The sequence below is a fragment of the Pseudomonas glycinis genome, from assembly GCF_054871425.1.
Window position 1 is genome coordinate 122,237 of record NZ_JBTYHF010000012.1, and the last position, 26,593, is coordinate 148,829.

The window sequence follows — 26,593 nt, forward strand, 5'->3', positions numbered from 1 at the left end:
GACCAAAATGACCGACAACAGCATCAACCAAGCCTTCGAAGCCGAGTGCCGCGAGCAGATCGCCCAGCAAGGTGACGACCCCAAACTGACCGGCCTGGCCCGCGATTTCTTCAACGAATCGGCCAAGCACAAATACAGTTACCACTTCTCGTGGATGGGCCGCCCGATCATCCAGCTGCCGCAAGACATGATGGCCATGCAGGAGATCATCTGGCAGGTCAAGCCGGACCTGGTTATCGAGTGCGGCATTGCCCACGGCGGTTCGATCATCTACTACGCCTCGCTGCTCGAGCTGCAAGGCCACGGCGAAGTGCTCGGCATCGACCTCGACATTCGTCCGCACAACCGTGAAGCCATCGAAAGCCACCCGATGGCCAAGCGCATCAAAATGATCGAAGGTTCGAGCATTGACCCGGCCATTGCCGCTCAGGTGCAGGCCGCCGCCAAAGGCAAGAAAGTCATTCTGGTCCTCGACTCCAACCACACCCACGATCACGTGCTCGAAGAGCTGCGCCTCTACGCGCCGCTGGTGTCGGTCGACAGCTATTGCGTGGTCATGGACACCGTGGTTGAAGACATGCCGGCCGATTTCTTCCCGGATCGTCCATGGGGCCCGGGCGACAACCCGAAAACCGCCGTGTGGAAGTACCTGGAAGAGAACCAGGACTTCGAAATCGACCAGCAATTGCAGAACAAACTGCTGATCACCGTGGCGCCGGACGGCTACCTGCGTCGCGTTCGTTAATTCGCAACATTTACCCAGAGTTGTTTCGGCGAGTCGCCGGTTGTGGAGAGAAGTTATGCAAGGCAAGTACAGTTCTGAACTGACGCTACCGCTTGATGAGCTGTTGACGGTGGTGCTGATTACCCACAACCGACCGGCGTTCCTGCGTCGGGCTGTGAAGTATTACAGCGACTTGCCCTGCAAGATCATGGTGCTCGACTCCTCGCCGGAACGTCCGGAAGGCGATTTTTCCGCCGTCGATTACCATCATGTGCCGCAATTCGCGTACTGGGGGATGCAGGCCAAACTGGCCTACGGTGTCGAGCAACTGACCACGCCGTACATGGTGCTGGCGGCCGATGACGACTTCATCCTGCATGATTCATTGGCCGAATCCGTGGGTTTCCTGCAGGCCAATCCGGATTACGGCATGTGCCACGGCTATTGCCTGATGTACCTGACGCTGGCCGGTGGCGTCAGCTACTACCGCCGCGACAAAAAAGTCCAGGAAGACTACTGCTCCGAACAGGCTCAGGAGCGGGTCATCGATTACATGAGCCAGTACATCCCGCCGTTCTATGCGGTGACCCGTACTGATCTGATGAAGACCTGGCACTCGGCATTGCCACCCGGCACCAGCTTCCAGTGGCAGGAAATCGGCCATGTCTATTTCCTGCTGGCCAGTGCCAAAGCACGGATTCTGCCGATCCCTTATGTGGTTCGGGAGATCAACTACGGTGCCTCCGAGCACAGCACCGAGGTGTATCACTCGCTGACCTACGTCGATGCCAAATCGGTGGCCGAGCGTGAAGCCTTTGCCGAGTTCCTTGCCGCGCTGCCAACCCAGATCAAAGGACTGGACGCCGAGCAGGGCAAATCGCTTGCCCTGCAAAGCTTCGAGGCAATGGTCGACAGCCTGCAATCGAATCGAGCGCTGACCGCGGAACTGATCATCCAGTCCACCTGGAATCAGGAGCTCAAGTACCCGGATCGCCGTTTCGGGCCTTTGCAGTACGTGGAAATGCCGTTCTACAACGAGGCATTTTTCGACCGCCTGGCGCAGTTCGAATTCATGCTGCACGCCATGCCGGCGGGGCGCATCCAACTTGAAGGCCTGGAGGGCGTCTGGACCCGTCAGGCGCACTTGCTGCAAGCACGCAACAACGACACGCCGGAAAGCGTTCTCGACCGTTTGTGGCAGGCTCACGATCTCAATGCGTTCAATCGCACCGTTATCAAACGGCTGGCGGCTCAGCTGACTGCGATGGGCCAAGCCGAAGAGGCGCAAGCGATGCAGGCCTGGATCGAGCGTCTCGAAGCGTTGACCGTCGATGACCATCATGCGGTCATGGACAAGATGCAGTCCGGTCGCCTGCTCAACTGGCTGGCCGCACGTGCGCCCGGCGCTCACCTCGAGGCAATCGGCCAACATCTGGCGGTGAATGGCGGCGGGCCGCAGTTCGGCATTTTTCTGCTGGATCTGGACGACGACATCGACAAGCTTCAGGTGTCTCTCGACAGCTTGCTGGAAGGGCAGTGCAAGGCCTTCCGCATTGTCGTGTTCACCACCGGCGAAGCGCCCGCCGCGACCACGGCACAGAACACCCTGCATTTTGTCCGAGTGACCGCGGGCAATCTGATCGACAAGCTCAATCAAAGCGCTCGTCAATCACCGTGTGACTGGCTGCTGTTGGCTGAAGCCGGTGATGAGTTCACTGCCAGCGGATTGTTGCGCGCCAGCCTGGAGTTGATGAACGCCGGCGATTGCCGCGCGGTATCCACCGACGAAATCCAGCGTCAGGAAAACGGTGCCCTGACCGACGTGTTCCGGCCGGGCTTCAACCTTGATCTGCTGCTGAGCCTGCCAACGCTGATGGCGCGGCACTGGCTGGTACGGCGCGATGCGCTGGTCGAAATCGGCGGCTATCGAGCTGATTTCAATCAGGCACTGGAGCTCGATGTGCTGCTGCGTCTTATCGAAGAACATGGGCTCAACAGCCTGGCTCACCTCGACGAGCCGCTATTGATCAGCCAGGCACCAGAGCTGGTCGAGAATGCTGACGAGCGCCTGGCGCTGCTGCGCCATCTGGGCAATCGCGGCTACAAGGCCAAAGTGACGTCAGCGGTTCCAGGGGTTTACCAGATCGACTACCACCACAGTGATCGGCCTCTGGTATCGATCGTTATTCCGGCGGGCAGCGATCTGGCGGTGCTGCAACGTTGCCTTGAAGGTGTGCTGCTGCGTACCCGTTACCATCACTATGAAGTGCTGATCGCCACCGCTGCGGATCAGACGGCTGAGATCAATGATTGGCTCGGCACTTACAAGCACTCCAGAGTGCAGGTGCTGCGCACTGACCGGACGTTGAGCGAAGCAGGATTGTTCAACGCGGCCAGTCGTCAGGCGCGGGGCGAGTACCTGGTGCTGCTCGCCGCCGATGCGGAAGTGGTCAATCCGAACTGGCTCGACTCTTTGCTCAACCATGCTCTGCGTCCAGAGGTTGGCGTGGTCGGGCCGAAACTGATCGACCGTGATCGCAAGATCAGCCAGGCGGGATTGATCCTGGGCCTGAACGGCGGGGTCGATTCGCCCTTCGTTGGTGAAGATCACGATGCCGACGGTTACCTGCATCGCTTGGCGGTGGAACAAAACTACTCGGCGGTATCAAGCGTGTGCCTGATGGTCCGCAAAGAGCTGTACGAGGCGCTCGGCGGTCTGGACGAAAGCACATTTGCCGAAGGCTTCAGCGATGTCGATCTGTGCCTGAGCGCCGGGCAGGCCGGTTATCTGACGGTATGGACTCCGGCGGTGCAAGTCATCCATCAGGGCGGTATGCCTGACGCCCCGCAAGCGCTGCTGGCCCTGCGCGAAAAATGGCCGGCGGCATTCGTTCAGGATCAGGCCTACAACGCGAACCTGAGCCTGAAGGGCAAAGGCTTCGTGCTCGATGACAATGCTTCACTGGACTGGGCACAGTTGCTCGCTTAAGCCTGGCGACAGGGACGGAATTGACAAAATGTTCAACGGTAAATCGATCTTCATCTCCGGCGGCACCGGCTCGTTCGGACGCAATTTCATCCGTCGCTTGCTGGAGCAATACCAGCCCAAGCGCGTGGTGGTGTTCTCCCGCGACGAGCTCAAGCAATACGAAATGCAGCAGACGTTCAATGCACCGTGCATGCGTTATTTCATCGGCGACGTGCGTGACGCCGAGCGCTTGCGTCAGGCGATGCGCGGCATCGATTACGTAGTGCATGCCGCCGCGTTGAAGCAGGTGCCGGCGGCGGAGTACAACCCGACCGAATGCATTCGCACCAACGTCAACGGCGCGGAAAACATCATCGCGGCCGCCATCGATAACGGCGTAAAGAAAGTCGTCGCGCTGTCCACCGACAAGGCGGCCAGCCCGATCAATCTGTACGGCGCGACCAAGTTGCTTTCGGACAAACTTTTCGTTGCAGCCAACAATATTGCCGGCGAGCAGCAGACCCGTTTCGCCGTGGTGCGCTACGGCAACGTCGCTGGCTCGCGCGGCTCGGTGGTGCCGTTCTTCAGCAAGCTGATCGCTGACGGCGCGCAAGAATTGCCGATCACCGACGAGCGCATGACCCGATTCTGGATCACCCTTGATCATGGCGTGCAGTTCGTCCTCGATAGCTTCGCTCGCATGCACGGCGGCGAAGTGTTCGTGCCGAAGATTCCGTCGATCCGCATCGTTGATCTGGCGCGCGGCATGGCCGAGCATCTGCCGCACAAGAACGTCGGCATTCGTCCCGGTGAGAAGCTGCACGAACTGATGGTGCCGCTGGACGATGCGCGGATGACCCTTGAGTTTGACGACCATTACACGATTCAGCCGTCGATTCGTTTTACCAGCGTCGACGTCGATTTCGCCGTCGATAAACTCGGTGAACGTGGCCGTGCCGTGGACGAGGATTTCGAGTATCGCTCGGATACCAACCCGCATTTCCTTTCAGTGGGGCAGATCGCCGATCTGCACGCGAAGCTGTCGGTATGATCCCTTACGGTCGGCAGAGCCTTGATCAGGCGGACATCGACGCGGTGGTCGAAGTTTTGCAGTCGGACTGGCTGACCCAGGGGCCGACCATCGAACGCTTCGAGCAGGCCATGGCTGAGCGCTGTCAGGCCGATTTCGGCGTGGCGGTGTGCAATGCCACGGCGGCGCTGCACATCGCCTGTCTGGCCGCTGACCTGGGGCCGGGCGATCGCTTGTGGACCTCGCCGAATACGTTTCTGGCTTCGGCCAATTGCGGGCGTTATTGCGGCGCTGATGTTGATTTCGTCGACATCGATCCGCTGACCTGGAACCTCGACGCGGTGGCGCTGGCCGCGAAGCTGGAACAGGCCGAGCGCGACGGCACGCTGCCGAAAGTCCTTGTCGCCGTCGCGTTCTCCGGGCAGAGCTGCGATATGCGCAAGATCGCCGATCTGGCGGTGCGCTACCACTTCACCGTGATCGAAGACGCCTCGCACGCCGTGGGCGCGAGCTACGCCGGCCGCCCGGTCGGTTGCGGCGAATTTGCGGCAATGACGGTGTTCAGTTTTCACCCGGTGAAAATCATCACCAGCGCCGAAGGCGGCATGGTCCTGACCAATCGCCCGGTGCTGGCCGAACGTCTGCGACGCCTGCGCAGCCATGGCATGACCCGCGAAGCCGAGCACATGACCGAGCCCAGCCACGGGCCTTGGTATTACCAGCAAGTCGAGCTGGGCTTCAACTATCGGATCACCGATCTGCAAGCGGCGCTGGGCCTGTCGCAACTTGCCAAACTGGATGAGTTTGTTGCACGTCGCCGGGAACTGGCCGCGCGTTACGATCAACTCCTCGCCTACCTGCCGCTGACCTTGCCGAGCGCGCAACCGGAAGCCGAATCGGCGTGGCACCTTTACGTGGTGCGCGTGCAGGTCGAGCGCTGCAACCTCAGTCATCGTCAGGTGTTCGAAGGTTTGCGCAGCGCTGGCATCGGCGTCAATCTGCACTACATTCCCGTGCACTTGCAGCCTTACTATCGTGATCTGGGTTTTGCCGAAGGCGACTTCCCCGAGGCCGAGCGCTATTACGCCGAGGCGATCAGCTTGCCGCTGTTCCCTTTGCTCAGCGAAGTACAACAGGATCAGGTGGTCGAGCAACTGCGCCGGCTGCTGCTTGAGGAGTAAGGCACCGTGAGCTGCGTCGCGATCATCCCCGCCCGTGGTGGCAGCAAGCGCATCCCGCGCAAGAATCTCAAACCGTTCGACGGCGTACCGATGATCGTCCGCTCGATTCGCACGGCGCTGGAGTCAGGGCTGTTCGAGATGGTTGCAGTCAGCACTGACGATGAGGACATTGCCGACGTCGCGCGGGCAAATGGCGCCGAGGTGCCGTTCATGCGACCGGCTGATCTTGCCGATGATTTCACCGGCACCGCTGCGGTGATCGTGCATGCCTTGCAGCAATTGCCGACGTTCGATTACGCCTGCTGCGTGTACGCGACCGCGCCGTTGTTGCAGGCGCGTTATCTGCGTCAGGGTCTGGATTTGCTCAAGCAGCATCCGCACAAGTCGTTTGCCTTTTCGGTGTGCAGCTTCGGCTTCCCGGTGCAGCGCGCACTGACCCTCGACGAGGAGGGCGCGTTGACGTCTTTGTACCCCGAATTTCGTACCACCCGTTCGCAGGATCTGCCCGAAGCGTTTCAGGATGCCGGGCAGTTTTACTGGGGCCGCAGCGAAGCGTGGTTGCGCGGCGAGACGCTGTTCTCGCCAGCGAGTCTGCCGGTGATCCTGCCGCGTCATCTGGTCCAGGATATCGACACCCCCGAGGACTGGAAACGCGCCGAATACCTGTACGCCGCGCTCAAGGCCGACGGAGAACTGCAATGAGAGTGCTGATCCGCGCCGACGCCTCGCCAACCATTGGCAGCGGCCACATTGCCCGCTGCCTGACCTTGGCGCGGGTGCTGCGCGGGCAGGGCAGTCATGTCGCATTCGCCTGTCGGCGTTTGCCCGGGCATCGACTCGAAGCCTTGAATGCCGAGGGCTTCGAGATCTTCGCGCTGCCCGAGCGCTATCGTGATGAGGACCCGCTGCAGGCTATCGAATCGATGTTGCCGTGGCAGTTCGATATTGATGCACTGGGCCTGCTGCTGGACGGGCAGGCACCGTTCGACTGGATCATCGTCGACCATTACGGCCTCCATCATCACTGGCAAACCGCTGCCCGGCGCTGGGCGCATCGAATCGCCGCCGTGGATGATCTGGCCACGCGGCGCTACAGCGTCGATCTGCTGCTCAATCAGAACCTGTCCGGTCTTAGCGAAAACTACGCGCCGCTGCTGCCGCCAGGCTGTCGCACCTTGCTCGGCCCGCGCTACGCCATGCTGCGCGAAGAATTCAACTGCGATGCCATCGAGATCAAACCGAAGGCCCGCCGGGTGCTGGTGAATTTCGGCGGTTTCGACGCGGCGAGGCAGACTCACCATGCGATGCTGGCGCTGGCTGATTTCACTGAGTTGCAGGTGGATTTCGTCGCTGGCGCCGACAACCCGGCGTGGACGCAGATGCAAGCGTTGGCCGAGACGCGACCGAACTGGCGCCTGCACAGTTTCGTCAGTGATTTCCATCAGCGCATGACTGAGGCCGACCTGTTTATCGGCGCTGGCGGTGGCACCAGTTGGGAGCGCGCGGCGTTGGGCTTGCCGACCATCTGCATCGCCGTGGCGAACAATCAGCAGGCCAACGGCGAAGTCATGGCCGCTGCCGGTGCGCATGTGTTCATGGGCGCTCGCGAGCAGGTCAGCGTCGAGCAGTTGCGTGATGCGGTCGGCTTCGTCGTGAGCAATCTTTTTTTGCGCCGCAGCCTCGCCGAGCGCTCGCGGCAACTGGTCGACGGGCGCGGTGCCGAGCGTGTGGCGGCGGCGCTGGCCGGTGCGGTGCTGAAACTGCGCCCGGCGACGCTGGACGATGCGCAGTTGCTGTTCGATGGGCGCAATGCTGAAGCGGTACGGCGCTGGTCGCTGGAAACCGGAGTGATCGATTGGGCGCAGCATCTGAACTGGCTGACAGCGACCCTGCGCAATCCGCAACGGTTGCTGTTGATCGCCGAGGCGGATGACGGCCCGGTCGGGGTGCTGCGCTACGACTTGCGCGGGTTCGATGCCGAAGTGTCGATCTATCTGCTGGAGGGGCGTTTCGGCCTCGGTTGGGGCAGGGCAGTGCTCAGCCGTGGCGAAGCATTTGTCGCTGCGCACTGGCCGCAATTGACACGCATCACTGCGCGGGTCATGCCCGCCAATCAGTCCTCATTGAAAGTTTTTCGCGACGCCGGGTTCATCCAGGAAACCTGCGCGTTCAGCCGTGTTTTGAAGGATCACCCGCATGTCTAGTTTCAAGATTGGCCACCACACCATCGGTGCCGATGCGCCGCCGTTCATCATTGCTGAGATGAGCGGTAACCATAACCAGTCCCTCGACGTCGCTCTGCAAATCGTCGAGGCGGCGGCCAAGGCCGGGGCGCATGCCTTGAAGCTGCAAACCTACACCGCCGAAACCATGACCCTGGATTTGGCTGAAGGCGAATTCTTCATCAAGGATCCGGGCAGTCTGTGGGTCGGCACGTCGCTCTACGATCTCTACGAAAAAGCCCACACACCGTGGGAGTGGCACGCGCCGATTTTTGCTCGGGCCAAGGAGTTGGGGATGCTCGCGTTCTCGACGCCGTTCGATGACAGCGCGGTGGATTTTCTCGAAAGCCTTGAAGTGCCGGCGTACAAGATCGCCAGTTTCGAAAACACCGATCTGCCGCTGATCCGCCGTGTGGCGGCTACGGGCAAACCGCTGATCATCTCCACCGGCATGGCGAGTATTGCTGAGCTGGATGAAACCGTGCGTGCCGCACGCGAGGCCGGGTGCAAGGATCTGGTGTTGCTCAAGTGCACCAGCACCTATCCGGCCACGCCTCTCAACAGCAACGTGCGCACGATCCCGCATCTGCGCGAGCTGTTTGGTTGCGAGGTGGGGCTGTCAGATCATTCGATGGGCGTTGGCGTGTCGGTGGCAGCGGTGGCATTGGGGGCGACGGTGGTGGAGAAGCATTTCACCCTCGACCGTTCCGCCGGTGGCGTGGACGCGAGTTTCTCCCTGGAGCCTGCGGAGCTGGCCAGTCTGGTCGTCGAAACCGAGCGTGCCTGGCAGGCGATGGGGCGTGTTCAGTACGGTCCGACCGAGGCCGAGCGCAAGTCGCTGGTCTATCGCCGCTCGCTGTATGTCACCGCTGACATGGCCGCCGGTGAAGCCTTTACTGGCGACAATCTGCGCGCCATTCGTCCCGGTCTCGGTCTGCCGCCCAAGCACACCGAAGCCGTCCTCGGACGCCGTGCGCGCACCGCGATCAAGCGCGGTACGCCGCTGGATTGGTCGCTGGTCGAATAGGCCAATCTGCCATCGATTCGGCAAAATAGCGTGACCTGCGAGTCATAACGCGCATCTTCACTGTATTGTATTGACCGGGGAGATGGCGCCTGGCCCGTTTTGCGGTTCCAGTGATAGCCCTTTGCGCTTCCCGTGGCTGCCCGTCGTGGCGGCCGTTTTCTGTTTGTCGGCGCCCCTCGAATCCTTGCGAGCGGTGGTTTTGGGCTGTTTTTTATTGGGAAGCCGTAATGATTGGCATAAAAAGCATTGCGAGCTACGTTCCTGTAGCCGGCGTGGACAATTACGCACAAGGTGCAAAATTCGAAAAGGATGAAGAGTTCATCCTTGGCAAGATCGGTTCGGCGTTCCTGCCGCGCAAAGACGCTGAGCAGGAAACTTCCGACCTGTGCGTGGAAGCGGCCAATGCGCTGTTCGCCAGCAATCCTGAACTGAAGCGTGAATCGATCGACGCGTTAATTGTCGTCACGCAAAACGGTGACGAAGAAGGCCTGCCGCACACAGCAGCAATCGTCCAGGACAAACTCGGCCTGCCGACCAATGTCGCAGCGTTCGATATCTCTTTGGGCTGCTCCGGTTACGTCTACGGCATCTACGCGATCAAGGGCTTCATGGAAGCCGCCGGCCTGAAGAACGGCCTGCTGATCACCGCTGACCCGTATTCGAAAATCGTTGACCCGGAAGACCGCAACACCACCATGCTGTTTGGCGATGCCGCCACCGCTACGTGGATGGGCGAAAACCCGACCTGGGCGCTGGGCAAGGCCAAGTTCGGCACCGACGGTTCCGGCGCACCGCACTTGAAAGTCAGCAACGGCGTGTTCTTCATGAACGGTCGTCAGGTCTTCAACTTCGCTCTGCTGAAAGTCCCGGCGCACCTGCACGAGTTGCTCGACGATTCCAATCTCAAGGCCGATGACATCGACGCATTCTGCATTCACCAGGGCAGCGCGGCGATTGTCGACGCCGTGGCGCGACGCTTTGAAGGCGAACCGGAGAAGTTCATCAAGGACATGGTCGAAACCGGCAACACCGTGTCGTCGAGCATTCCGCTGCTGCTGGAAAAACATGTGCTTGATTCCGACTGGCAGCGCGTTGCGCTGAGCGGTTTTGGCGTGGGCCTGTCGTGGGGCTCGGCGATCATCTATCGTCCGTAAGCCCGAGCAAAAAGCGCTGATACAAAAATAGCGTTCAAGGTTAACCTTGAACGCTATTTTTTTGCCCGAGAAGGAGCGCGAGGCGCCATGAGCGAGTTTTTCCAAGCCAATGCCGAGGTGTTGCAACGGCGCTGGCCGGCGCTGTTCGAGCGATTGATGGCCGAAGACAGCGCGTCCGTACAGGCCGAACTCGTGCAAGGGCTGGGCTCGACGCTGAGCGTTGACGGCATTCAGTTGACCAGTCGCCATGATCGTCTGCACGAGGCGCAGGTTCAGGCGGCAAGCCTGCCGGCAAAACCGCATCTGCATGTCTATGGCACCGGCCTCGGCGATTTGCCCGGTGTGCTGCTGGAGCGCGCAGGGCTGGAGCGTCTGTACGTGCACATCCTCAACGGCGCGCTGTTCGCGCTGGTACTGCAACTGCTCGATCAGCGCCAATGGATGGAGGATCCTCGGGTCGAACTGTTTTACGCCGGTGATCACCCGGACTTCTTCACGCCATTCTTTGCCTTGCCCGCCGAGGTGATATTGGCCGATGACTTCAACGCGAAGATCCGCGACCGGCTGATCAATGAAGTGCACCTGACATTCAACAATCGCGATTTCGATCCGCAGTCGCCAGAAATCCAGCAACGCTTGCAGGAATGTCTGCCGGTGTTGCTTGGCGATGCCGATGTCGCGCAGTTGTTCGGCAGCTGCGCTGGACGTGAAATCTACGTGATCGCTACCGGGCCGACGCTGGAGCAGCAATTCGAGCGGCTGGCGGCGATCCGTCAGCTTGCCGAGCGGCCGTTGTTCATCTGTGTTGATACCGCTTATCGACCGCTACGTGAGCACGGCATCGTGCCTGATCTGGTGGTGAGCATCGATCAGCGCATCGGCTTTCGGCATCTGCCCTTCGAGACGTCTGACGGCATTACCCTGGTGTACCTGCCGATGAGCGACCCGCAGGTATTGAAGGCATGGAAGGGCAAGCGCTATGGCGGCTATTCGGCCAGCCCGATCTATGCCGAGCTGAAAGAACAGTATCCACGCGGCGAGCTGCACGTCGGCGGCAGCGTGATTCATCCGGCGGTGGATCTCGCGGTAAAAATGGGCGCGAGGCGTATCACGCTATTTGGCGCTGACTTCGCTTTCCCGATGAACAAGACTCACGCCGGTTGGAATGACGGCGATCTCGGACCACCGGTGAATCAGGCGCGGCACTGGGTGCGCGATGGCCACGGTCAGCGCGTCAGCACTCAGCTGAATTTTCGCGGTTATCTGTGTGTGCTCGAGCGTTATATCGCTGCGCATCCAAAGGTCGAATTTCTCAACAGCAGCCGCGCCGGTGCATTGATTGCCGGGACCGCTTTCAATCCGGAGTTCGTGCAATGAGTGCGCTGGGTCAGTGTCAGGATCAGTGTCGTCAGTGTGCGGCGTTGTTTCGCCTTGGGCGTGACGTTGAGGCGGCACTGACGATGGTCGATGTATTCGAACAGGCCCAGCAATGTCTGGCGTCTGCCTCAGTGGATATCCAGCAGGCGTGGGCACAGGTGCTCACGCAAATGCTCGACTGTCAGGAGCGCCAGGACTGGTTGGGCCTGGCTGACTATATGGAATACGAACTGGTCGAATTGCTGGAAAGTGCCAGGCGCTGAACCGCTGCGCAGCGCTGGCCCGCGGCTTTGCGTTACAGGCGGTTTTATGACGTCATTTTTTCGCGCTGGATGTGCTGCTAAGTCTTTGTTTTCTTGGGGGTGGCGTGGTGATGGCAAAATTTTTTCAAAAAGCCCTCAAGCAACCTGCAATCCCGACGATAACTATTACGAAGGTTCTCTAGGCCATACCCGGCGGTTGCCAGGGCCGGAAGCCGCAGTACCCAACCAACGAGGAATTCGTCATGGCTTTAACAGTAAACACCAACACCACATCGTTGAACGTTCAGAAAAACCTGAACCGCGCTTCCGACGCTCTGTCCACCTCGATGCAGCGCCTGTCTTCCGGCCTGAAAATCAACAGCGCCAAAGACGACGCCGCTGGCCTGCAGATCTCCAACCGTATGTCCTCGCAGATCCGCGGTAACACCCAGGCCATCCAGAACGCCAACGACGGTATCTCCGTTGCCCAGACCGCTGAAGGCGCTCTGCAAGCTTCGACCGACATCCTGCAGCGTATGCGTGAACTGGCTGTTAAAGCTCGTAACGGTACCAACGGCACCGCTGACCAGACCGCTACCAACGCTGAATTCGCTCAGATGTCTGACGAAATCACCCGTATCTCGGCTGCTACCAACCTGAACGGCAAAAACCTGCTGGACGGTTCGGCTGGTACTGTGACCCTGCAAGTTGGCGCAAACACCGGTTCGGCTAACCACATCGACCTGGTACTGAGCTCCAAGTTCGACGCCGTCAGCCTGTCGGTAGGTAGCGGTACTGTAGTTCTGACCGGTACTTCGGGTACTGGTGCTGGTTCTGCTTCGCAGAACATCGACAACGCGATCACTGCAATCGACGCCGCTATCGCTGCAATCGGTGCAACCCGTGCCAGCCTGGGTGCTTCGCAAAACCGTCTGACCAGCACCATCTCCAACCTGCAGAACATCACTGAAAACACCACCGCTGCTCAGGGTCGTGTACAGGACACCGACTTCGCCGCAGAAACTGCTAACCTGACCAAGCAGCAGACTCTGCAGCAAGCTTCGACCTCCGTACTGGCTCAAGCCAACCAACTGCCTTCCGCTGTACTGAAGCTGCTTCAGTAATTTCGGAATGAGTTTAAGCGGGGGAGTGCGCTTGTCGTGCTCTCTCGCTTTTTTACGTTAAGAGGTGATGGGCATGGACATGAGCGTAAAGCTTAACGTGTCTTATCCGGCTCCCAAGCCAGTAACGCCGGTCGCTGACAAGCCGTCAGCAACGCCTGAAGTTGCCAAGACTGAAGCGCCGGTCGCTGCCAAGAGACAGGATACGGACGACGCCAAGTTGAAACTGGCGGTGCAAGAGATAGAAAAGTTCGTACAGTCGATCAAGCGTAATCTGGAGTTCTCGATCGACGAGCATTCCGGCAAGGTCATCGTCAAGGTGATCGCAAGCGAGACGGGTGAGGTCGTTCGACAGATTCCCTCCGCCGAAGCCCTTAAGCTCGCAGACAGCCTGGCCAATGCAAGCCACGTGTTGTTCGACGCCAAAGTCTGATAGCTGGCATGAATAGTGTTTGCCCATTCTCAGGACGCGTGTAACGGTCAAAAGAATGGCAACAATCTGAAGGGAGATGCACATGGCAAGTCCAATTCTACCGGGTTCCGGACTGGGTTCCGGCCTGGACATCGGCGCGATCGTGACCGCGCTGGTCAACGCCGACAAGTCTGCCAAGCAGACGCAGATCGATACTGCTACCAAGACCAATAGCCTGAAGATCTCCGGTGTCGGTTCGTTGAAGAGTGCGCTGACCGCATTCCAGACGGCGATGACCAACCTGAGCAGCAAGACCAACCCTGCGTTTGCCGGCTTTGCGGCGACGTCGGGCAATACCGATATTCTCAGTGCCACCTCCGATAGCACCGCGGTTGCGGGCAAATACAATGTGGTGGTGAACAAGCTGGCCACGGGCTCGAAAATCGCCAGTGCTTCCTTTGCCGGCGGCGCCGCCAGTGCCATTCCGAGTGGTACCCTGAAAATCAGTCAGAATGGCACTGATTACAACGTCGACATCCCCGCCAATGCCACCTTGCAGACCACCCGTGACGCCATCAACAAGGCTCAGGGCGCCAACGGCATTTCCGCCAACATCGTCACCGACAGCTCCGGTTCCTCGCGCCTCGTTATCAGCTCAAGCAAGACCGGCGCAGGTTCCGATCTGACCGTTAGCGGTATTGCCGGTCTGGAAATCGATGGTACCCAGCTGATGGGTACCAGCCCGGCCGCCGGTGCTTCGGGCGCGGTCAACGGCGTTGCGCAAAATGCCGAGCTGACCATCGACGGTCTGACGGTAACCAGCAAGAGCAACACGGTAAGCGGCGCGATCAGTGGCCTGACCTTGAATCTGACCACGGCAACGCCGCTCAATGGCACGCCGACCGTCATCAGCGTCGATGCCAATACCAAGGGGTTGCAGACTTCGATTCAGACGTTTGTCGACGCTTACAATGCGCTAAAGAATACCGTTGACACGCTGTCCAAGGCGACGCCGGACGCAGACGGCAAACTGACTGTGCAGGCAGCCTTCACCGGTGACTCGCTGCCACGTTCGTTGATTGCCGATATCCGTGAGCAGTTGACGGCAGTGGGCGCTGGCGGACCGCTGGCGGTGTTGTCGCAGTTGGGTGTGATGACCGACCGCAACACCGGTAACCTGACGTTTGATACCGCTGCGTTCAACAAAACCATGGACCAGCCGGGCATGACTGGCCAGGTTCAGCAACTGTTCACCGGGACCGACGATACCAACGGTCTGTTGGCGCGCATGAAGGCGGCGGTTGATCCGTACCTCAAAGCTCCAGCGGGTAGCAAGGTTACCAGCGGTTTGCTCGATCAGCGTCTGACCATTCTGAACAACAACACACGCAATCTAACCAACCAGCAGCTGGCGCTGGATTTGCGTGTCGCCAACCTGACCAAGACGTTGACCGCCAAGTACAACGCCATGGACTTGCTGGTAGGGCAGATGAAGGCAACGGCGAGCAACATCACGTCGTTCTTCAGCTCGCTGAACGCTCAGCAGTCCGCGAAGTAACAGTCAGTAACGACAAAAACCCGGCTACGCTTTATCGGCGTGCGCCGGGTTTTTGTCTTTTGATCTAAAGTTTTCGGACCGGTTGGCGATACACTGGTTATACGAGTCAACGTGGCAATGAGGTAGAACATGAACCCGATGTTAGCCCTTCGGCAGTATCAGAAAGTCGGCGCCCATGCGCAGACGTCCGAAGCGAGCCCGCACCGCCTGGTGCAAATGTTGATGGAAGGTGGACTGGCCCGTATTGCTCAGGCCAAGGGCGCCATCGAGCGCAAGGACATCCCCGCCAAATGCACTGCGATCAGCAAGGCCATCGGCATTGTCAGTGGCCTGCGTGAAGGTCTCGACCTTGAGAACAACGCCGAGGCACTGGCCGATCTGGATGGCCTGTACATCTACATGATGAAGCGCCTCGCCGAGGCCAACATCAGCAGTGATCCGCGTGTCCTTGATGAAGTGGCCGGTCTGCTGACAACGGTAAAAGAAGGCTGGGACGCCATCGCGCCTGTGCCGGCTCCGCAGTTCTGAAGGAGATCACCATGAGTCTTGTATTGCAGCGAATAGCCGATACCCGTGAAGCGTTGGTCGGAGCATTGGCCGAGCGAAACTGGGAAGCCATTGGCGAGTTGGATCTGGCTTGCCGTTCCTGCATGGAAGACGTCATGGCGGAAGCTTCGCTGGACGAAGTTGCGCTGCGCGATAACCTTGAAGAGCTGCTATTTGTCTACAAAGAGCTTCTCGAGGTGGCAATGGGCGAGCGGCAGGCGATAGCCAACGAGATGTCGCAGATCACCCAAGCGCAAAAGGCTGCAAAGGTTTACCATCTGTTTGGTTGATTAACCGTCAGTTAAACCAGAGATGTGCGCCATAAATTTGACTGTGCACGGTTTTTTGACTTAACTAGTGGCTATTATCAGGTTTAGGGCGTCTACAGGCACATGGTGTCCTGCAAGCGTCTCGCTTGCCTTATTTTTCGGGCATTGAGTTGACTAGGGAAGTTGCTATTGCATGTGGCGTGAAACCAAAATTCTGCTGATCGATGACGATAGCGTCCGCCGCCGCGACCTGGCGGTGATTCTGAATTTTCTTGGCGAAGAAAATTTACCCTGCGGCAGCCATGACTGGCAGCAGGCTGTCGGCTCTTTGTCGTCTAGTCGTGAAGTCATTTGCGTACTGATCGGGACCGTCAATGCTCCTGGCGCGCTTTTGGGCTTGCTAAAGACACTCGCAACCTGGGATGAGTTCCTTCCGGTTTTGTTAATGGGCGATAATTCTTCCGTTGACCTGCCTGAAGACCAGCGTCGACGCGTCCTGTCGACCCTGGAAATGCCGCCCAGCTACAGCAAATTGCTCGATTCGCTGCACCGCGCCCAGGTCTATCGCGAAATGTACGACCAGGCCCGCGAACGCGGCCGTCATCGCGAACCCAATCTGTTCCGCAGTCTTGTCGGCACCAGCCGCGCGATTCAGCACGTGCGGCAAATGATGCAGCAGGTGGCCGACACCGACGCCAGCGTACTGATCCTCGGCGAGTCCGGCACCGGCAAGGAAGTGGTCGCGCGCAACCTGCACTACCACTCCAAACGCCGCGACGCGCCGTTCGTGCCGGTCAACTGCGGGGCGATCCCTGCAGAGCTGCTCGAAAGCGAACTGTTTGGCCATGAGAAGGGCGCCTTCACTGGCGCGATCACCAGCCGTGCCGGGCGCTTTGAGCTGGCCAACGGCGGCACGCTGTTTCTCGACGAAATCGGCGATATGCCGCTGCCGATGCAGGTCAAGCTGCTGCGCGTATTGCAAGAGCGCACCTTCGAACGCGTGGGTAGCAACAAGACCCAGAGCGTCGACGTGCGCATCATTGCCGCAACGCACAAGAATCTCGAAAGCATGATCGAGATCGGCTCATTCCGCGAAGACCTCTACTATCGCCTGAACGTGTTCCCGATCGAGATGGCGCCGCTGCGTGAGCGCGTCGAAGACATCCCGCTGCTGATGAACGAACTGATCTCGCGCATGGAGCACGAGAAGCGCGGTTCGATCCGTTTCAACTCGGCGGCGATCATGTCGCTGTGCCGTCACGGCTGGCCGGGCAACGTCCGCGAGCTGGCCAACCTGGTCGAGCGCATGGCGATCATGCATCCGTACGGGGTGATTGGCGTGGTCGAGTTGCCGAAGAAATTCCGCTACGTCGACGACGAAGACGAGCAAATGGTCGACAGCCTGCGCAGCGATCTGGAAGAGCGCGTGGCGATCAACGGCCATACGCCTGACTTCAGCGCCAGTGCACTGCTGCCGCCGGAAGGCCTCGACCTCAAGGACTACCTCGGTGGTCTGGAGCAGGGCCTGATTCAGCAAGCGCTGGACGATGCCAATGGCATTGTTGCCCGCGCCGCTGAACGTCTGCGCATCCGTCGCACCACCCTGGTCGAGAAGATGCGCAAGTACGGCATGAGCCGGGCTGGAGGAGACGAACAGGCGGATGATTGACGCCTGTTTTTCAAGCGCTTCATTTATAAGCGGTTTTTTTTAGGCACGGGTATTGCTATAGCCCTCGCAACGTTCCGTTTCACTGACGGTCAGCCAAGCGAGAGAGCCCAATGCCCCAAGCCGCCCAGATCTCTTCTGCCTCCAATATCGTGGGGCAACCCTCGTCCGTAGAGCAGGCAAGTCGTCAGGGGCTTGAGCAGGCCTTCCAGCTGTTCAACCAGATGTCGAGCCAGCTGACCGATTCCTACAGCCTGCTCGAAGCGCGGGTCACCGAACTCAAGGGTGAGCTGGCCGTGGTCAGCGCCCAGCGCATGCAGGAACTGGCGGAAAAAGAACGCCTGGCCAATCGCCTGCAAAACCTTCTCGACCTGTTGCCCGGCGGCGTCATCGTCATCGACGGCCACGGTCTGGTGCGCGAAGCCAACCCGGCCGCCATCGATCTGCTCGGCTCGCCACTCGAAGGCGAACTCTGGCGCCATGTGATCGCACGTTGCTTCGCTCCCCGCGAAGACGACGGTCACGAAATCTCCTTGAAAAACGGTCGACGCCTGTCGATTTCCACCCGCTCGCTGGATGCCGAGCCGGGGCAGTTGGTGCTGCTCAACGACTTGACGGAAACCCGGCATCTTCAGGATCAACTGGCACGGCATGAGCGTTTGTCGTCGCTGGGGCGCATGGTTGCGTCTCTGGCCCACCAGATTCGCACGCCGCTGTCCGCCGCTTTGCTCTACGCCAGTCATTTGACTGAACAGCAATTGCCGGTGGAAACCCAGCAACGCTTTGCGGGGCGCCTGAAAGAGCGTCTGCACGAACTCGAACATCAAGTGCGCGACATGCTGGTGTTCGCTCGCGGTGAATTGCCGCTGACCGACCGCATTACGCCCAATGCCTTGATGCAATCGCTGCAGGCAGCGGCGCTGACCCATGTGCAGGATCTGCCAATTCGCTGGCAGTGCGACAGCCATGCCGGTGAGCTGCTGTGCAACCGCGACACACTGGTCGGGGCATTACTGAATCTGATTGAAAACGCCATTCAGGCCAGCGCCGGCGAAGCGCGCCTGAAAGTGCATTGCTACACCAGAGGCAACACCCTGCGTCTGTGTGTCAGCGACAGCGGCAGCGGCATTGAGCCAACAGTTTTGGCGCGCCTCGGCGAGCCTTTTTTTACTACCAAAGTCACCGGCACCGGCCTCGGCCTGACCGTGGTCAAAGCGGTGGCCCGTGCGCATCAGGGAGAATTGACCTTGCGTTCGCGAGTCGGGCGCGGCACCTGCGCGCAGGTCAGCCTGCCACTGTTTTCCGCTGCACAGGGAGTTGAATAAACGTCATGGGCATCAAGGTGTTGCTGGTCGAGGATGACCGTTCGTTGCGCGAAGCGCTGGCCGATACGCTGTTGCTCGCCGGCCACGACTATCACGCCGTCGGCAGCGCCGAAGAAGCACTGACGGCGGTCGCGCAGCAAGCCTTCAGCCTGGTGGTCAGCGACGTCAACATGCCGGGTATGGACGGCCACCAGTTGCTCGCGTTGCTGCGCGCACGCCAGCCGCAATTGCCGGTGCTGCTGATGACCGCCCACGGCGCCGTCGAGCGTGCGGTCGATGCGATGCGCCAGGGTGCGGCGGATTATCTGGTCAAGCCGTTCGAGCCCAAAGCATTGCTCGATCTGGTGGCGCGCCATGCCTTGGGCAGCATTGACGCGGGCGAAGCGGACGGTCCGGTCGCCGTTGAACCGGCCAGTGCGCAGTTGCTTGAGCTGGCGGCACGGGTCGCGCGCAGTGACTCGACTGTGTTGATCTCCGGCGAGTCCGGTACCGGTAAAGAAGTGCTGGCACGCTATATCCACCAGCAGTCGCGGCGGGCCAGCCAGCCGTTTATCGCAATCAACTGCGCGGCGATCCCCGACAACATGCTCGAAGCGACATTGTTCGGTCATGAGAAAGGTTCGTTCACCGGCGCCATCGCTTCGCAGGCCGGCAAGTTCGAGCAGGCGGACGGCGGCACCATTCTGCTCGATGAAATTTCCGAAATGCCCCTCGGCCTGCAAGCAAAGCTATTGCGCGTGCTGCAAGAACGGGAAGTGGAACGAGTGGGCGCGCGCAAGCCAATCAGTCTGGATATTCGCGTGGTCGCCACGACCAACCGCGATCTGGCCGGCGAAGTGGCCGCGGGGCGTTTCCGCGAAGACCTGTTCTACCGCTTGTCGGTTTTCCCTCTGGCCTGGCGTCCACTTCGCGAACGCACTGCCGATATCCTGCCGCTGGCGGAAAAGTTGTTGGCCAAACACGTCAATAAAATGAAGCACGCAGCAGCGAAGCTGTCCCCCGAAGCTCAAGCATGTCTGACCGCGTACCCGTGGCCGGGCAATGTGCGTGAACTGGACAACGCCATTCAGCGCGCGCTGATCCTGCAGCAGGGCGGCTTGATTCAGCCGCAGGATTTTTGCCTGAGCGGTGCGGTGACATTTGCGCCGTTGCCGATCGCGGCATCGGTGATCCGCGAGGTGGAAATCGACTCGGACTCCTCCGGCGCCCTGGGCGATGACCTGCGCCGCCGGGAGTTTCAGATGATCATCGATACCCTGCGCGCCGAGCGTGGCCGCCGCAAGGAGGCCGCCGAAAAACTCGGCATCAGCCCGCGAACTCTGCGCTACAAACTGGCGCAAATGCGCGACGCCGGGATGGACGTCGAAGGCTATCTGTTCGCCACCTGATTGATGCTGCAAAACATTCCAGATGCTTTTCTCAGAAGGGTGCCCACTAGCTGGCACCCTTGTTGCTAATACCTGTGTACCCGCCGAGTGAGTGTCAAAAAATTGCGGGCCGCCCAAGAGAGTAGACCATGAGCCAAGGTATTGAATTTAATCGGTTGATGATGGACATGCAGGCCATGAAAGTGGATGCCATGTCTGCGCGTAAATCGACTGCCGCTGTCCCTGAAATCGCGGGCAGCAGCTTTTCCGACATGCTCGGTCAGGCGATCAATAAAGTCAGCGATACCCAGCAGGCGTCGACTCAACTGGCCAACGCGTTCGAGATCGGCAAGAGCGGTGTCGACCTGACTGACGTCATGATTGCGTCGCAAAAAGCCAGCGTGTCGTTCCAGGCTCTGACCCAGGTGCGCAACAAGCTGGTCCAGGCTTACCAAGACATCATGCAGATGCCGGTTTAAGGGCGAAATAAGTCATGGCAGAAGCAGTCGCTGATAACGTTCCGGCCAAGGCCAGCCCGATCGACGGCAAACCGCCGCTGTTCGGCCTGTCCTTTCTGGAAAACCTTTCCCAGATGACCGTGCTGCGTCAGGTCGGCCTGTTGGTCGGTCTGGCGGCGAGCGTGGCGATTGGCTTTGCCGTGGTGCTGTGGTCGCAGCAGCCGGATTACCGTCCACTGTACGGCAGCCTTGCCGGCATGGACGCCAAGCAGGTCATGGAAACCCTGGCCGCCGCTGACATTCCCTATAACGTAGAACCCAATTCCGGCGCCTTGCTGGTCAAGGCCGACGACCTGTCCCGTGCGCGGATGAAACTCGCTGCCGCTGGTGTCACTCCCAGCGACGGCAACATCGGTTTCGAAATCCTCGACAAGGAACAGGGTCTGGGCACCAGCCAGTTCATGGAAGCGACCCGTTATCGTCGCGGCCTCGAAGGCGAACTGGCGCGGACCATCTCCAGCCTGAACAATGTCAAGGGTGCCCGCGTGCACCTGGCCATTCCGAAGAGTTCGGTGTTCGTCCGTGACGAGCGCAAGCCGAGCGCTTCGGTACTGGTCGAGCTGTACAGCGGGCGTTCGCTGGAGCCGGGTCAGGTGGTGGCGATCATCAACCTGGTGGCGACTTCCGTGCCCGAGTTGAGCAAATCGCAGATCACCGTCGTCGATCAGAAGGGCAACCTGCTCTCCGATCAGGCGGAGAACTCGGAAATGACCATGGCCGGCAAGCAGTTCGATTACAGCCGCCGCATGGAAAGCATGCTCACCCAGCGCGTGCACAACATTCTGCAACCGGTACTGGGCAACGATCGCTACAAGGCTGAAGTTTCGGCCGACGTCGATTTCAGTGCCGTCGAATCGACCGCCGAGCAGTTCAACCCGGACCAACCGGCGTTGCGCAGCGAGCAGTCGGTCAACGAACAACGCACCGCCAGCAATGGTCCGCAAGGTGTGCCGGGTGCCCTGAGCAACCAGCCACCGGCGCCTGCCTCGGCGCCGCAGACCACCGGTGGCACCGCCGCACCGGCCGGGATGATCCAGCCGGGTCAGCCACTGGTTGACGCCAACGGTCAGCAGATCATGGACCCGGCCACCGGCCAGCCAATGCTCGCGCCGTACCCGGCGGACAAGCGTCAACAATCCACCAAGAACTTCGAGCTCGACCGTTCGATCAGCCACACCAAGCAGCAGCAGGGCCGTCTCAATCGCCTGTCGGTGTCGGTAGTGGTCGACGATCAGGTCAAGGTCAACCCGGCCAACGGCGAAACCAGCCGTGCGCCGTGGAGCGCCGACGAATTGGCGCGCTTCACCCGTCTGGTGCAGGACGCAGTCGGTTTCGACGCAAGCCGTGGTGACAGCGTCAGCGTGATCAACATGCCGTTCTCCGCCGAGCGCGGCGAAGTGATTGCCGATATTCCGTTCTACTCCCAGCCATGGTTCTGGGACATCGTCAAACAAGTGCTGGGTGTGCTGTTCATCCTCGTACTGGTGTTTGGTGTGCTGCGTCCGGTGCTCAACAACATCACCGGCGGTGGCAAAGGCAAGGAGCTGGCCGGTCTGGGCAGCGACGTGGAACTCGGTGGCATGGGCGGCCTGGACGGCGAACTGGCCAACGATCGCGTGAGCCTCGGTGGTCCGCAGAGCATTCTGTTGCCGAGCCCGAGCGAGGGTTATGACGCGCAGCTGAATGCAATCAAGAGTCTGGTAGCTGAAGACCCGGGTCGCGTGGCTCAGGTCGTGAAAGAGTGGATTAACGCAGATGAGTGATAACCGAGCCGCCACCGTCAAACTGACCAAGGTCGACAAAGCCGCGATTCTGCTGCTGTCCCTGGGTTCGACCGATGCTGCGCAAGTGCTGCGCCACATGGGCCCCAAAGAGGTTCAGCGCGTCGGCGTGGCCATGGCGCAGATGGGCAACGTCCATCGCGAGCAGGTCGAGCAGGTGATGAGCGAATTCGTCGACATCGTCGGCGATCAGACCAGCCTCGGCGTCGGTTCCGACGACTACGTGCGCAAGATGCTCACCCAGGCCCTAGGCGAAGACAAGGCCAACGGCCTGATCGACCGCATCCTGCTCGGTGGCAACACCAGCGGCCTCGACAGCCTGAAATGGATGGAGCCGCGCGCAGTCGCTGACGTGATCCGTTACGAACACCCGCAGATCCAGGCGATCGTGGTCGCGTACCTCGATCCGGATCAGGCCGGTGAAGTGCTCGGCAACTTCGACCATAAAGTGCGTCTGGACATCATCCTGCGCGTTTCGTCGCTGAACACCGTGCAACCGGCCGCCTTGAAAGAACTCAACCAGATTCTCGAGAAACAGTTCTCCGGCAACTCGAACGCCTCGCGCACCACCTTGGGTGGCATCAAGCGTGCGGCCGACATCATGAACTTCCTCGACAGCTCGATCGAAGGCCAGCTCATGGACTCGATCCGCGAAGTCGACGAAGACCTGTCCGGTCAGATCGAAGACCTCATGTTCGTCTTCAATAACCTTGCCGACGTCGACGACCGTGGCATCCAGGCGCTGTTGCGCGAAGTGTCTTCGGACGTGCTGGTACTGGCCCTCAAGGGTTCGGACGAAGGCGTCAAGGAAAAGATCTTCAAGAACATGTCCAAGCGTGCTGCCGAACTGTTGCGCGACGACCTCGAGGCGAAAGGCCCGGTGCGCGTCAGCGATGTCGAAACCGCGCAGAAGGAAATCCTCACCATTGCCCGTCGTATGGCCGAAGCCGGCGAGATCGTGCTCGGTGGCAAGGGCGGCGAGGAAATGATCTAAGCCCATGGATAAGCCTGACGAGTCTGTGACGGATCTGATCCGCGCCCGCGATGTTCGTGGTTTCGAATCCTGGGCGCTGCCCAGCTTCGACCCGCCGAAACCGGAACCCGAGCCTGAGCCGGAGCCCGAACCGCCGGAAATGGAAGAAGTGCCGCTGGAAGAAGTCCAGCCACTGACCCTGGAAGAACTCGAAAGCATCCGTCAGGAGGCTTACAACGAGGGCTTCGCCATTGGCGAAAAAGAAGGTTTTCACAGCACCACGCTGAAGGTGCGTCAGGAAGCCGAAACAGCGCTGGCGGCGAAAATCGCCAGCCTCGAGCTGTTGATGGCCAACCTGTTCGAACCGATCGCCGAGCAAGACACCCAGATTGAAAAGTCGCTGGTTGACCTCGTGCAACACATCACCAAGCAGGTGATCAAGCGCGAACTGGCCATCGACTCGACGCAGATCGAACACGTCATGCGCGATGCTCTCAAGCTGTTGCCGCTGGGCGTGGAAAACGTGCGCCTGTACGTCAATCCGCAGGATTTCGCCCAGGTCAAAGCCCTGCGCGAACGCCACGAAGAAAGCTGGCGCATCGTTGAGGACGAGTCGCTGTTGCCGGGCGGCTGCCGGGTTGAAACCGAGCACAGCCGCATCGACGCCAGTGTCGAATCGCGCGTGACCCAAGTGATGGCCAAGCTATTCGACCAGTTGCACGAGCAGGCCTTGCATCCGGCAGCGCCTGACTTGAGCCTGGAAATCCCCGAAGACACCCCAGTGGCTGTCGACTCTGACGAGCCGCACGCGGACGCCAGCGATGCGCCTTGAACGCACCAGCTTCGCCAAGCGCCTGAGCACCTATGCCGAGGCCACCGAGATTGCCGGCGCGCCGATCCTTGAAGGTCGGCTGCTGCGCATGGTTGGCCTGACCCTCGAAGCCGAAGGCCTGCGCGCCGCCATGGGCACCCGCTGCATGGTGATCAATGACGACAGTTACCACCCGTCCCAGGTGGAAGCGGAAGTCATGGGTTTTTCCGGCAGCAAAGTCTTTCTGATGCCAGTCGGCAGCGTCGCCGGCATCGCCCCGGGCGCCCGCGTGGTGCCGCTGGCCGATACCGGCCGTTTGCCGATGGGCATGAGCATGCTTGGCCGTGTCCTCGACGGCGCCGGCCGCGCGCTGGACGGCAAGGGCGGCATGAAGGCCGAAGACTGGGTGCCGATGGACGGCCCGACAATCAACCCGCTCAACCGTGATCCGATCAGCGTACCGCTGGACGTCGGCATCCGTTGCATCAACGGTTTGCTGACGGTCGGCCGTGGCCAGCGTCTGGGTCTGTTCGCCGGTACCGGTGTCGGTAAATCGGTGCTGTTGGGCATGATGACCCGCTTCACCGAGGCCGACATCATCGTCGTCGGCCTGATCGGTGAGCGTGGTCGCGAAGTTAAAGAATTCATCGAACACATTCTCGGTGAAGAAGGCCTCAAACGTTCGGTAGTGGTCGCCTCGCCAGCGGACGACGCACCGCTGATGCGTATGCGCGCGGCAATGTATTGCACGCGCATCGCCGAGTATTTCCGCGACAAGGGCAAGAACGTTCTGCTGCTGATGGACTCGCTGACCCGTTTCGCCCAGGCCCAGCGGGAAATCGCTCTGGCCATCGGTGAGCCGCCAGCAACCAAGGGTTATCCGCCCTCGGTGTTCGCCAAACTGCCGAAACTGGTGGAGCGCGCCGGTAATGCGGAGAAGGGCGGTGGCTCGATCACGGCGTTCTACACCGTACTGTCCGAAGGCGATGACCAGCAGGACCCGATTGCCGACTCGGCGCGGGGCGTGCTCGACGGCCACATCGTCCTGTCGCGGCGCCTGGCCGAGGAAGGCCACTATCCGGCGATCGACATCGAAGCGTCGATCAGCCGGGTGATGCCGGCGGTGGTTTCGCCGGATCACATGCAGCGCGCGCAGTACTTCAAGCAGTTGTGGTCGCGCTATCAGCAGAGCCGTGATTTGATCAGCGTCGGTGCCTACGTGGCCGGTGGCGATCGCGAGACCGATCTGGCGATTTCCCTGCAACCACAATTGGTCAGGTATCAGCGCCAGGGCCTCAACGACAAAATCAATCTGGGTGAAAGCCAGGCCTATCTGGAAACCCTGTTCGCCCCTGCGGCGGGCGGATAACCGGCCATGGCCGTCAGCCGCGCCGCGCGCCTGGCACCGGTGGTGGACATGGCCGAAAAGGCCGAGAAAGCCGCCGTGCAGCGCCTCGCCTACTTTCAGGGCCAGGTCAAAGTTGCCGAAAGCAAACTGGCCGACCTCAATGCCTTTCGTCTGGATTACTCGCAGCAATGGATCGTGCGCGGCAGCACCGGCGTGACCGGGCAATGGCTGCTGGGTTTTCAGGGTTTCCTGGCGCAACTCGATACTGCCGTCGACCAGCAACGGCAGAGCCTGGTCTGGCATCAGAACAAGCTCGACAAGGCGCGTGAGGAATGGCAGCAGGCGTTTGCCCGCGTCGAGGGTTTGCGCAAACTGGTGCAGCGCTATCGTGATGAAGCGCAACGCCTGGAAGACAAGCGCGAGCAGAAGCTGCTCGATGAACTGTCACAGCGTTTGCCACGGCGTGATGCCTTCTAAATCACACCGCCAAACCCTGTGGGAGCGAGCCTGCTCGCGAAAGCGCCGTGTCAGTCAACCCTGTAGTCAACTGCCAGAACGCCTTCGCGAGCAGGCTCGCTCCTACACTTGTTCAACCGTTGCGCCTTGCCCCAAGCCTATCCAGGTGCTACACCTTGTACAGGTTCGTCAATGACAAGGAAGCCAGTCAATGTCAGTCGTTACAGAAGTCTCTCCAGACCAGAAAAAGCTCACCATCGCCGTCAAAGGCCGGTTCGATTTCGGTCGCCATCAGGAATTTCGCGAGTCGTATGAACGGCTCCCACACAAACCCGAATCCATCGTGGTCGACCTCAAAGAGGCCACTTATCTCGACAGCTCAGCGCTGGGCATGCTGCTTCTGCTGCGTGATCACGCCGGCGGCGACGAGTCGGATATCCGTGTCGTCAACAGCAGCTCCGATGTGAAGAAAATCCTCGCGATTTCCAACTTCGACAAACTCTTCGACATCAGTTGA

General features: G+C 60.1%; 25 protein-coding genes. All 25 read left to right on the forward strand.

The features are described from left to right. Positions 1-7: 7 nt before the first annotated feature. The 25 genes from ACYSTU_RS25175 (at position 8) to ACYSTU_RS25295 (ending at position 26,593) form a co-directional block, all read left to right on the forward strand. On the forward strand, positions 8-745 hold the full coding sequence (locus ACYSTU_RS25175) for a cephalosporin hydroxylase family protein (protein WP_038860482.1): 738 nt from the start codon (positions 8-10) through the stop codon (positions 743-745). Positions 746-800: 55 nt separating this feature from the next. Continuing rightward, entirely contained in the window at positions 801-3,713 is a 2,913-nt protein-coding gene (locus ACYSTU_RS25180; protein ID WP_499002271.1) for a glycosyltransferase family 2 protein, read from the forward strand. A 28-nt stretch (positions 3,714-3,741) separates the two neighbouring features. Next, on the forward strand, positions 3,742-4,743 hold the full coding sequence (pseB, locus tag ACYSTU_RS25185; protein ID WP_263218077.1) for a UDP-N-acetylglucosamine 4,6-dehydratase (inverting): 1,002 nt from the start codon (positions 3,742-3,744) through the stop codon (positions 4,741-4,743). After that, positions 4,740-5,903: a UDP-4-amino-4,6-dideoxy-N-acetyl-beta-L-altrosamine transaminase gene (gene pseC, locus ACYSTU_RS25190; protein WP_499002274.1), complete on the forward strand. Its 1,164-nt coding sequence runs from the start codon at positions 4,740-4,742 to the stop codon at positions 5,901-5,903. The genes pseB and pseC overlap by 4 nt, the downstream gene beginning before the upstream one ends. 6 nt (positions 5,904-5,909) lie before the next feature. Continuing rightward, positions 5,910-6,605: a pseudaminic acid cytidylyltransferase gene (gene pseF, locus ACYSTU_RS25195; RefSeq protein ID WP_499002277.1), complete on the forward strand. Its 696-nt coding sequence runs from the start codon at positions 5,910-5,912 to the stop codon at positions 6,603-6,605. Then, on the forward strand, positions 6,602-8,107 hold the full coding sequence (gene pseG / locus ACYSTU_RS25200) for a UDP-2,4-diacetamido-2,4,6-trideoxy-beta-L-altropyranose hydrolase (protein WP_499002280.1): 1,506 nt from the start codon (positions 6,602-6,604) through the stop codon (positions 8,105-8,107). Before pseF ends, pseG begins: the two co-directional genes overlap by 4 nt. Beyond that, entirely contained in the window at positions 8,100-9,152 is a 1,053-nt protein-coding gene (gene pseI, locus ACYSTU_RS25205; RefSeq protein ID WP_499002283.1) for a pseudaminic acid synthase, read from the forward strand. Before pseG ends, pseI begins: the two co-directional genes overlap by 8 nt. 227 nt (positions 9,153-9,379) lie before the next feature. Next, complete coding sequence (locus tag ACYSTU_RS25210) at positions 9,380-10,306, forward strand: ketoacyl-ACP synthase III (protein ID WP_016771093.1); 927 nt, start codon at positions 9,380-9,382, stop codon at positions 10,304-10,306. Positions 10,307-10,393: 87 nt separating this feature from the next. Further along, the gene (locus ACYSTU_RS25215; RefSeq protein ID WP_499002286.1) at positions 10,394-11,683 is read left to right on the forward strand and encodes a motility associated factor glycosyltransferase family protein; all 1,290 of its coding nucleotides are present in this window, start codon (positions 10,394-10,396) and stop codon (positions 11,681-11,683) included. Next, the gene (locus ACYSTU_RS25220) at positions 11,680-11,946 is read left to right on the forward strand and encodes a DUF8042 domain-containing protein (protein ID WP_016771091.1); all 267 of its coding nucleotides are present in this window, start codon (positions 11,680-11,682) and stop codon (positions 11,944-11,946) included. Before ACYSTU_RS25215 ends, ACYSTU_RS25220 begins: the two co-directional genes overlap by 4 nt. A 242-nt stretch (positions 11,947-12,188) precedes the next feature. Further along, positions 12,189-13,049 carry a flagellin domain-containing protein gene (locus ACYSTU_RS25225; protein ID WP_016771090.1) on the forward strand — a complete coding sequence of 287 codons (861 nt, stop codon included), beginning with the start codon at positions 12,189-12,191 and terminating at the stop codon, positions 13,047-13,049. Between the two features lie 73 nt (positions 13,050-13,122). Then, on the forward strand, positions 13,123-13,479 hold the full coding sequence (locus tag ACYSTU_RS25230) for a flagellar protein FlaG (protein WP_150742462.1): 357 nt from the start codon (positions 13,123-13,125) through the stop codon (positions 13,477-13,479). 82 nt (positions 13,480-13,561) lie between these two features. Beyond that, entirely contained in the window at positions 13,562-15,016 is a 1,455-nt protein-coding gene (gene fliD, locus ACYSTU_RS25235) for a flagellar filament capping protein FliD (protein WP_024012100.1), read from the forward strand. Between the two features lie 129 nt (positions 15,017-15,145). Continuing rightward, entirely contained in the window at positions 15,146-15,544 is a 399-nt protein-coding gene (gene fliS, locus ACYSTU_RS25240) for a flagellar export chaperone FliS (RefSeq protein ID WP_024012101.1), read from the forward strand. Between the two features lie 11 nt (positions 15,545-15,555). Beyond that, complete coding sequence (gene fliT / locus ACYSTU_RS25245; RefSeq protein WP_016771085.1) at positions 15,556-15,852, forward strand: flagellar protein FliT; 297 nt, start codon at positions 15,556-15,558, stop codon at positions 15,850-15,852. Positions 15,853-16,024: 172 nt separating this feature from the next. Then, positions 16,025-17,500 carry a sigma-54 dependent transcriptional regulator gene (locus ACYSTU_RS25250; RefSeq protein WP_016771084.1) on the forward strand — a complete coding sequence of 492 codons (1,476 nt, stop codon included), beginning with the start codon at positions 16,025-16,027 and terminating at the stop codon, positions 17,498-17,500. Between the two features lie 110 nt (positions 17,501-17,610). Then, entirely contained in the window at positions 17,611-18,822 is a 1,212-nt protein-coding gene (locus ACYSTU_RS25255) for a sensor histidine kinase (RefSeq protein WP_024012102.1), read from the forward strand. 5 nt (positions 18,823-18,827) lie between these two features. Further along, positions 18,828-20,210: a sigma-54-dependent transcriptional regulator gene (locus ACYSTU_RS25260; protein ID WP_282383650.1), complete on the forward strand. Its 1,383-nt coding sequence runs from the start codon at positions 18,828-18,830 to the stop codon at positions 20,208-20,210. 128 nt (positions 20,211-20,338) lie between these two features. Beyond that, a complete protein-coding gene (gene fliE / locus ACYSTU_RS25265) occupies positions 20,339-20,668 on the forward strand; it encodes a flagellar hook-basal body complex protein FliE (protein WP_016771081.1) in 330 nt (109 codons plus the stop codon). Positions 20,669-20,682: 14 nt separating this feature from the next. Next, a complete protein-coding gene (gene fliF, locus ACYSTU_RS25270) occupies positions 20,683-22,470 on the forward strand; it encodes a flagellar basal-body MS-ring/collar protein FliF (RefSeq protein WP_499002296.1) in 1,788 nt (595 codons plus the stop codon). After that, positions 22,463-23,482, forward strand: a complete 1,020-nt coding sequence (gene fliG / locus ACYSTU_RS25275) for a flagellar motor switch protein FliG (protein WP_016771079.1) — start codon at positions 22,463-22,465, stop codon at positions 23,480-23,482. Before fliF ends, fliG begins: the two co-directional genes overlap by 8 nt. 4 nt (positions 23,483-23,486) lie before the next feature. Next, a complete protein-coding gene (gene fliH, locus ACYSTU_RS25280; RefSeq protein WP_499002298.1) occupies positions 23,487-24,293 on the forward strand; it encodes a flagellar assembly protein FliH in 807 nt (268 codons plus the stop codon). Beyond that, a complete protein-coding gene (gene fliI / locus ACYSTU_RS25285) occupies positions 24,283-25,641 on the forward strand; it encodes a flagellar protein export ATPase FliI (RefSeq protein ID WP_016771077.1) in 1,359 nt (452 codons plus the stop codon). Before fliH ends, fliI begins: the two co-directional genes overlap by 11 nt. Positions 25,642-25,647: 6 nt before the next feature. Then, positions 25,648-26,097 (forward strand): flagellar export protein FliJ, encoded by a 450-nt coding sequence (fliJ, locus tag ACYSTU_RS25290; RefSeq protein ID WP_016771076.1) that lies wholly within the window; start codon positions 25,648-25,650, stop codon positions 26,095-26,097. A gap of 190 nt (positions 26,098-26,287) precedes the next feature. After that, positions 26,288-26,593 (forward strand): STAS domain-containing protein, encoded by a 306-nt coding sequence (locus ACYSTU_RS25295; RefSeq protein WP_016771075.1) that lies wholly within the window; start codon positions 26,288-26,290, stop codon positions 26,591-26,593.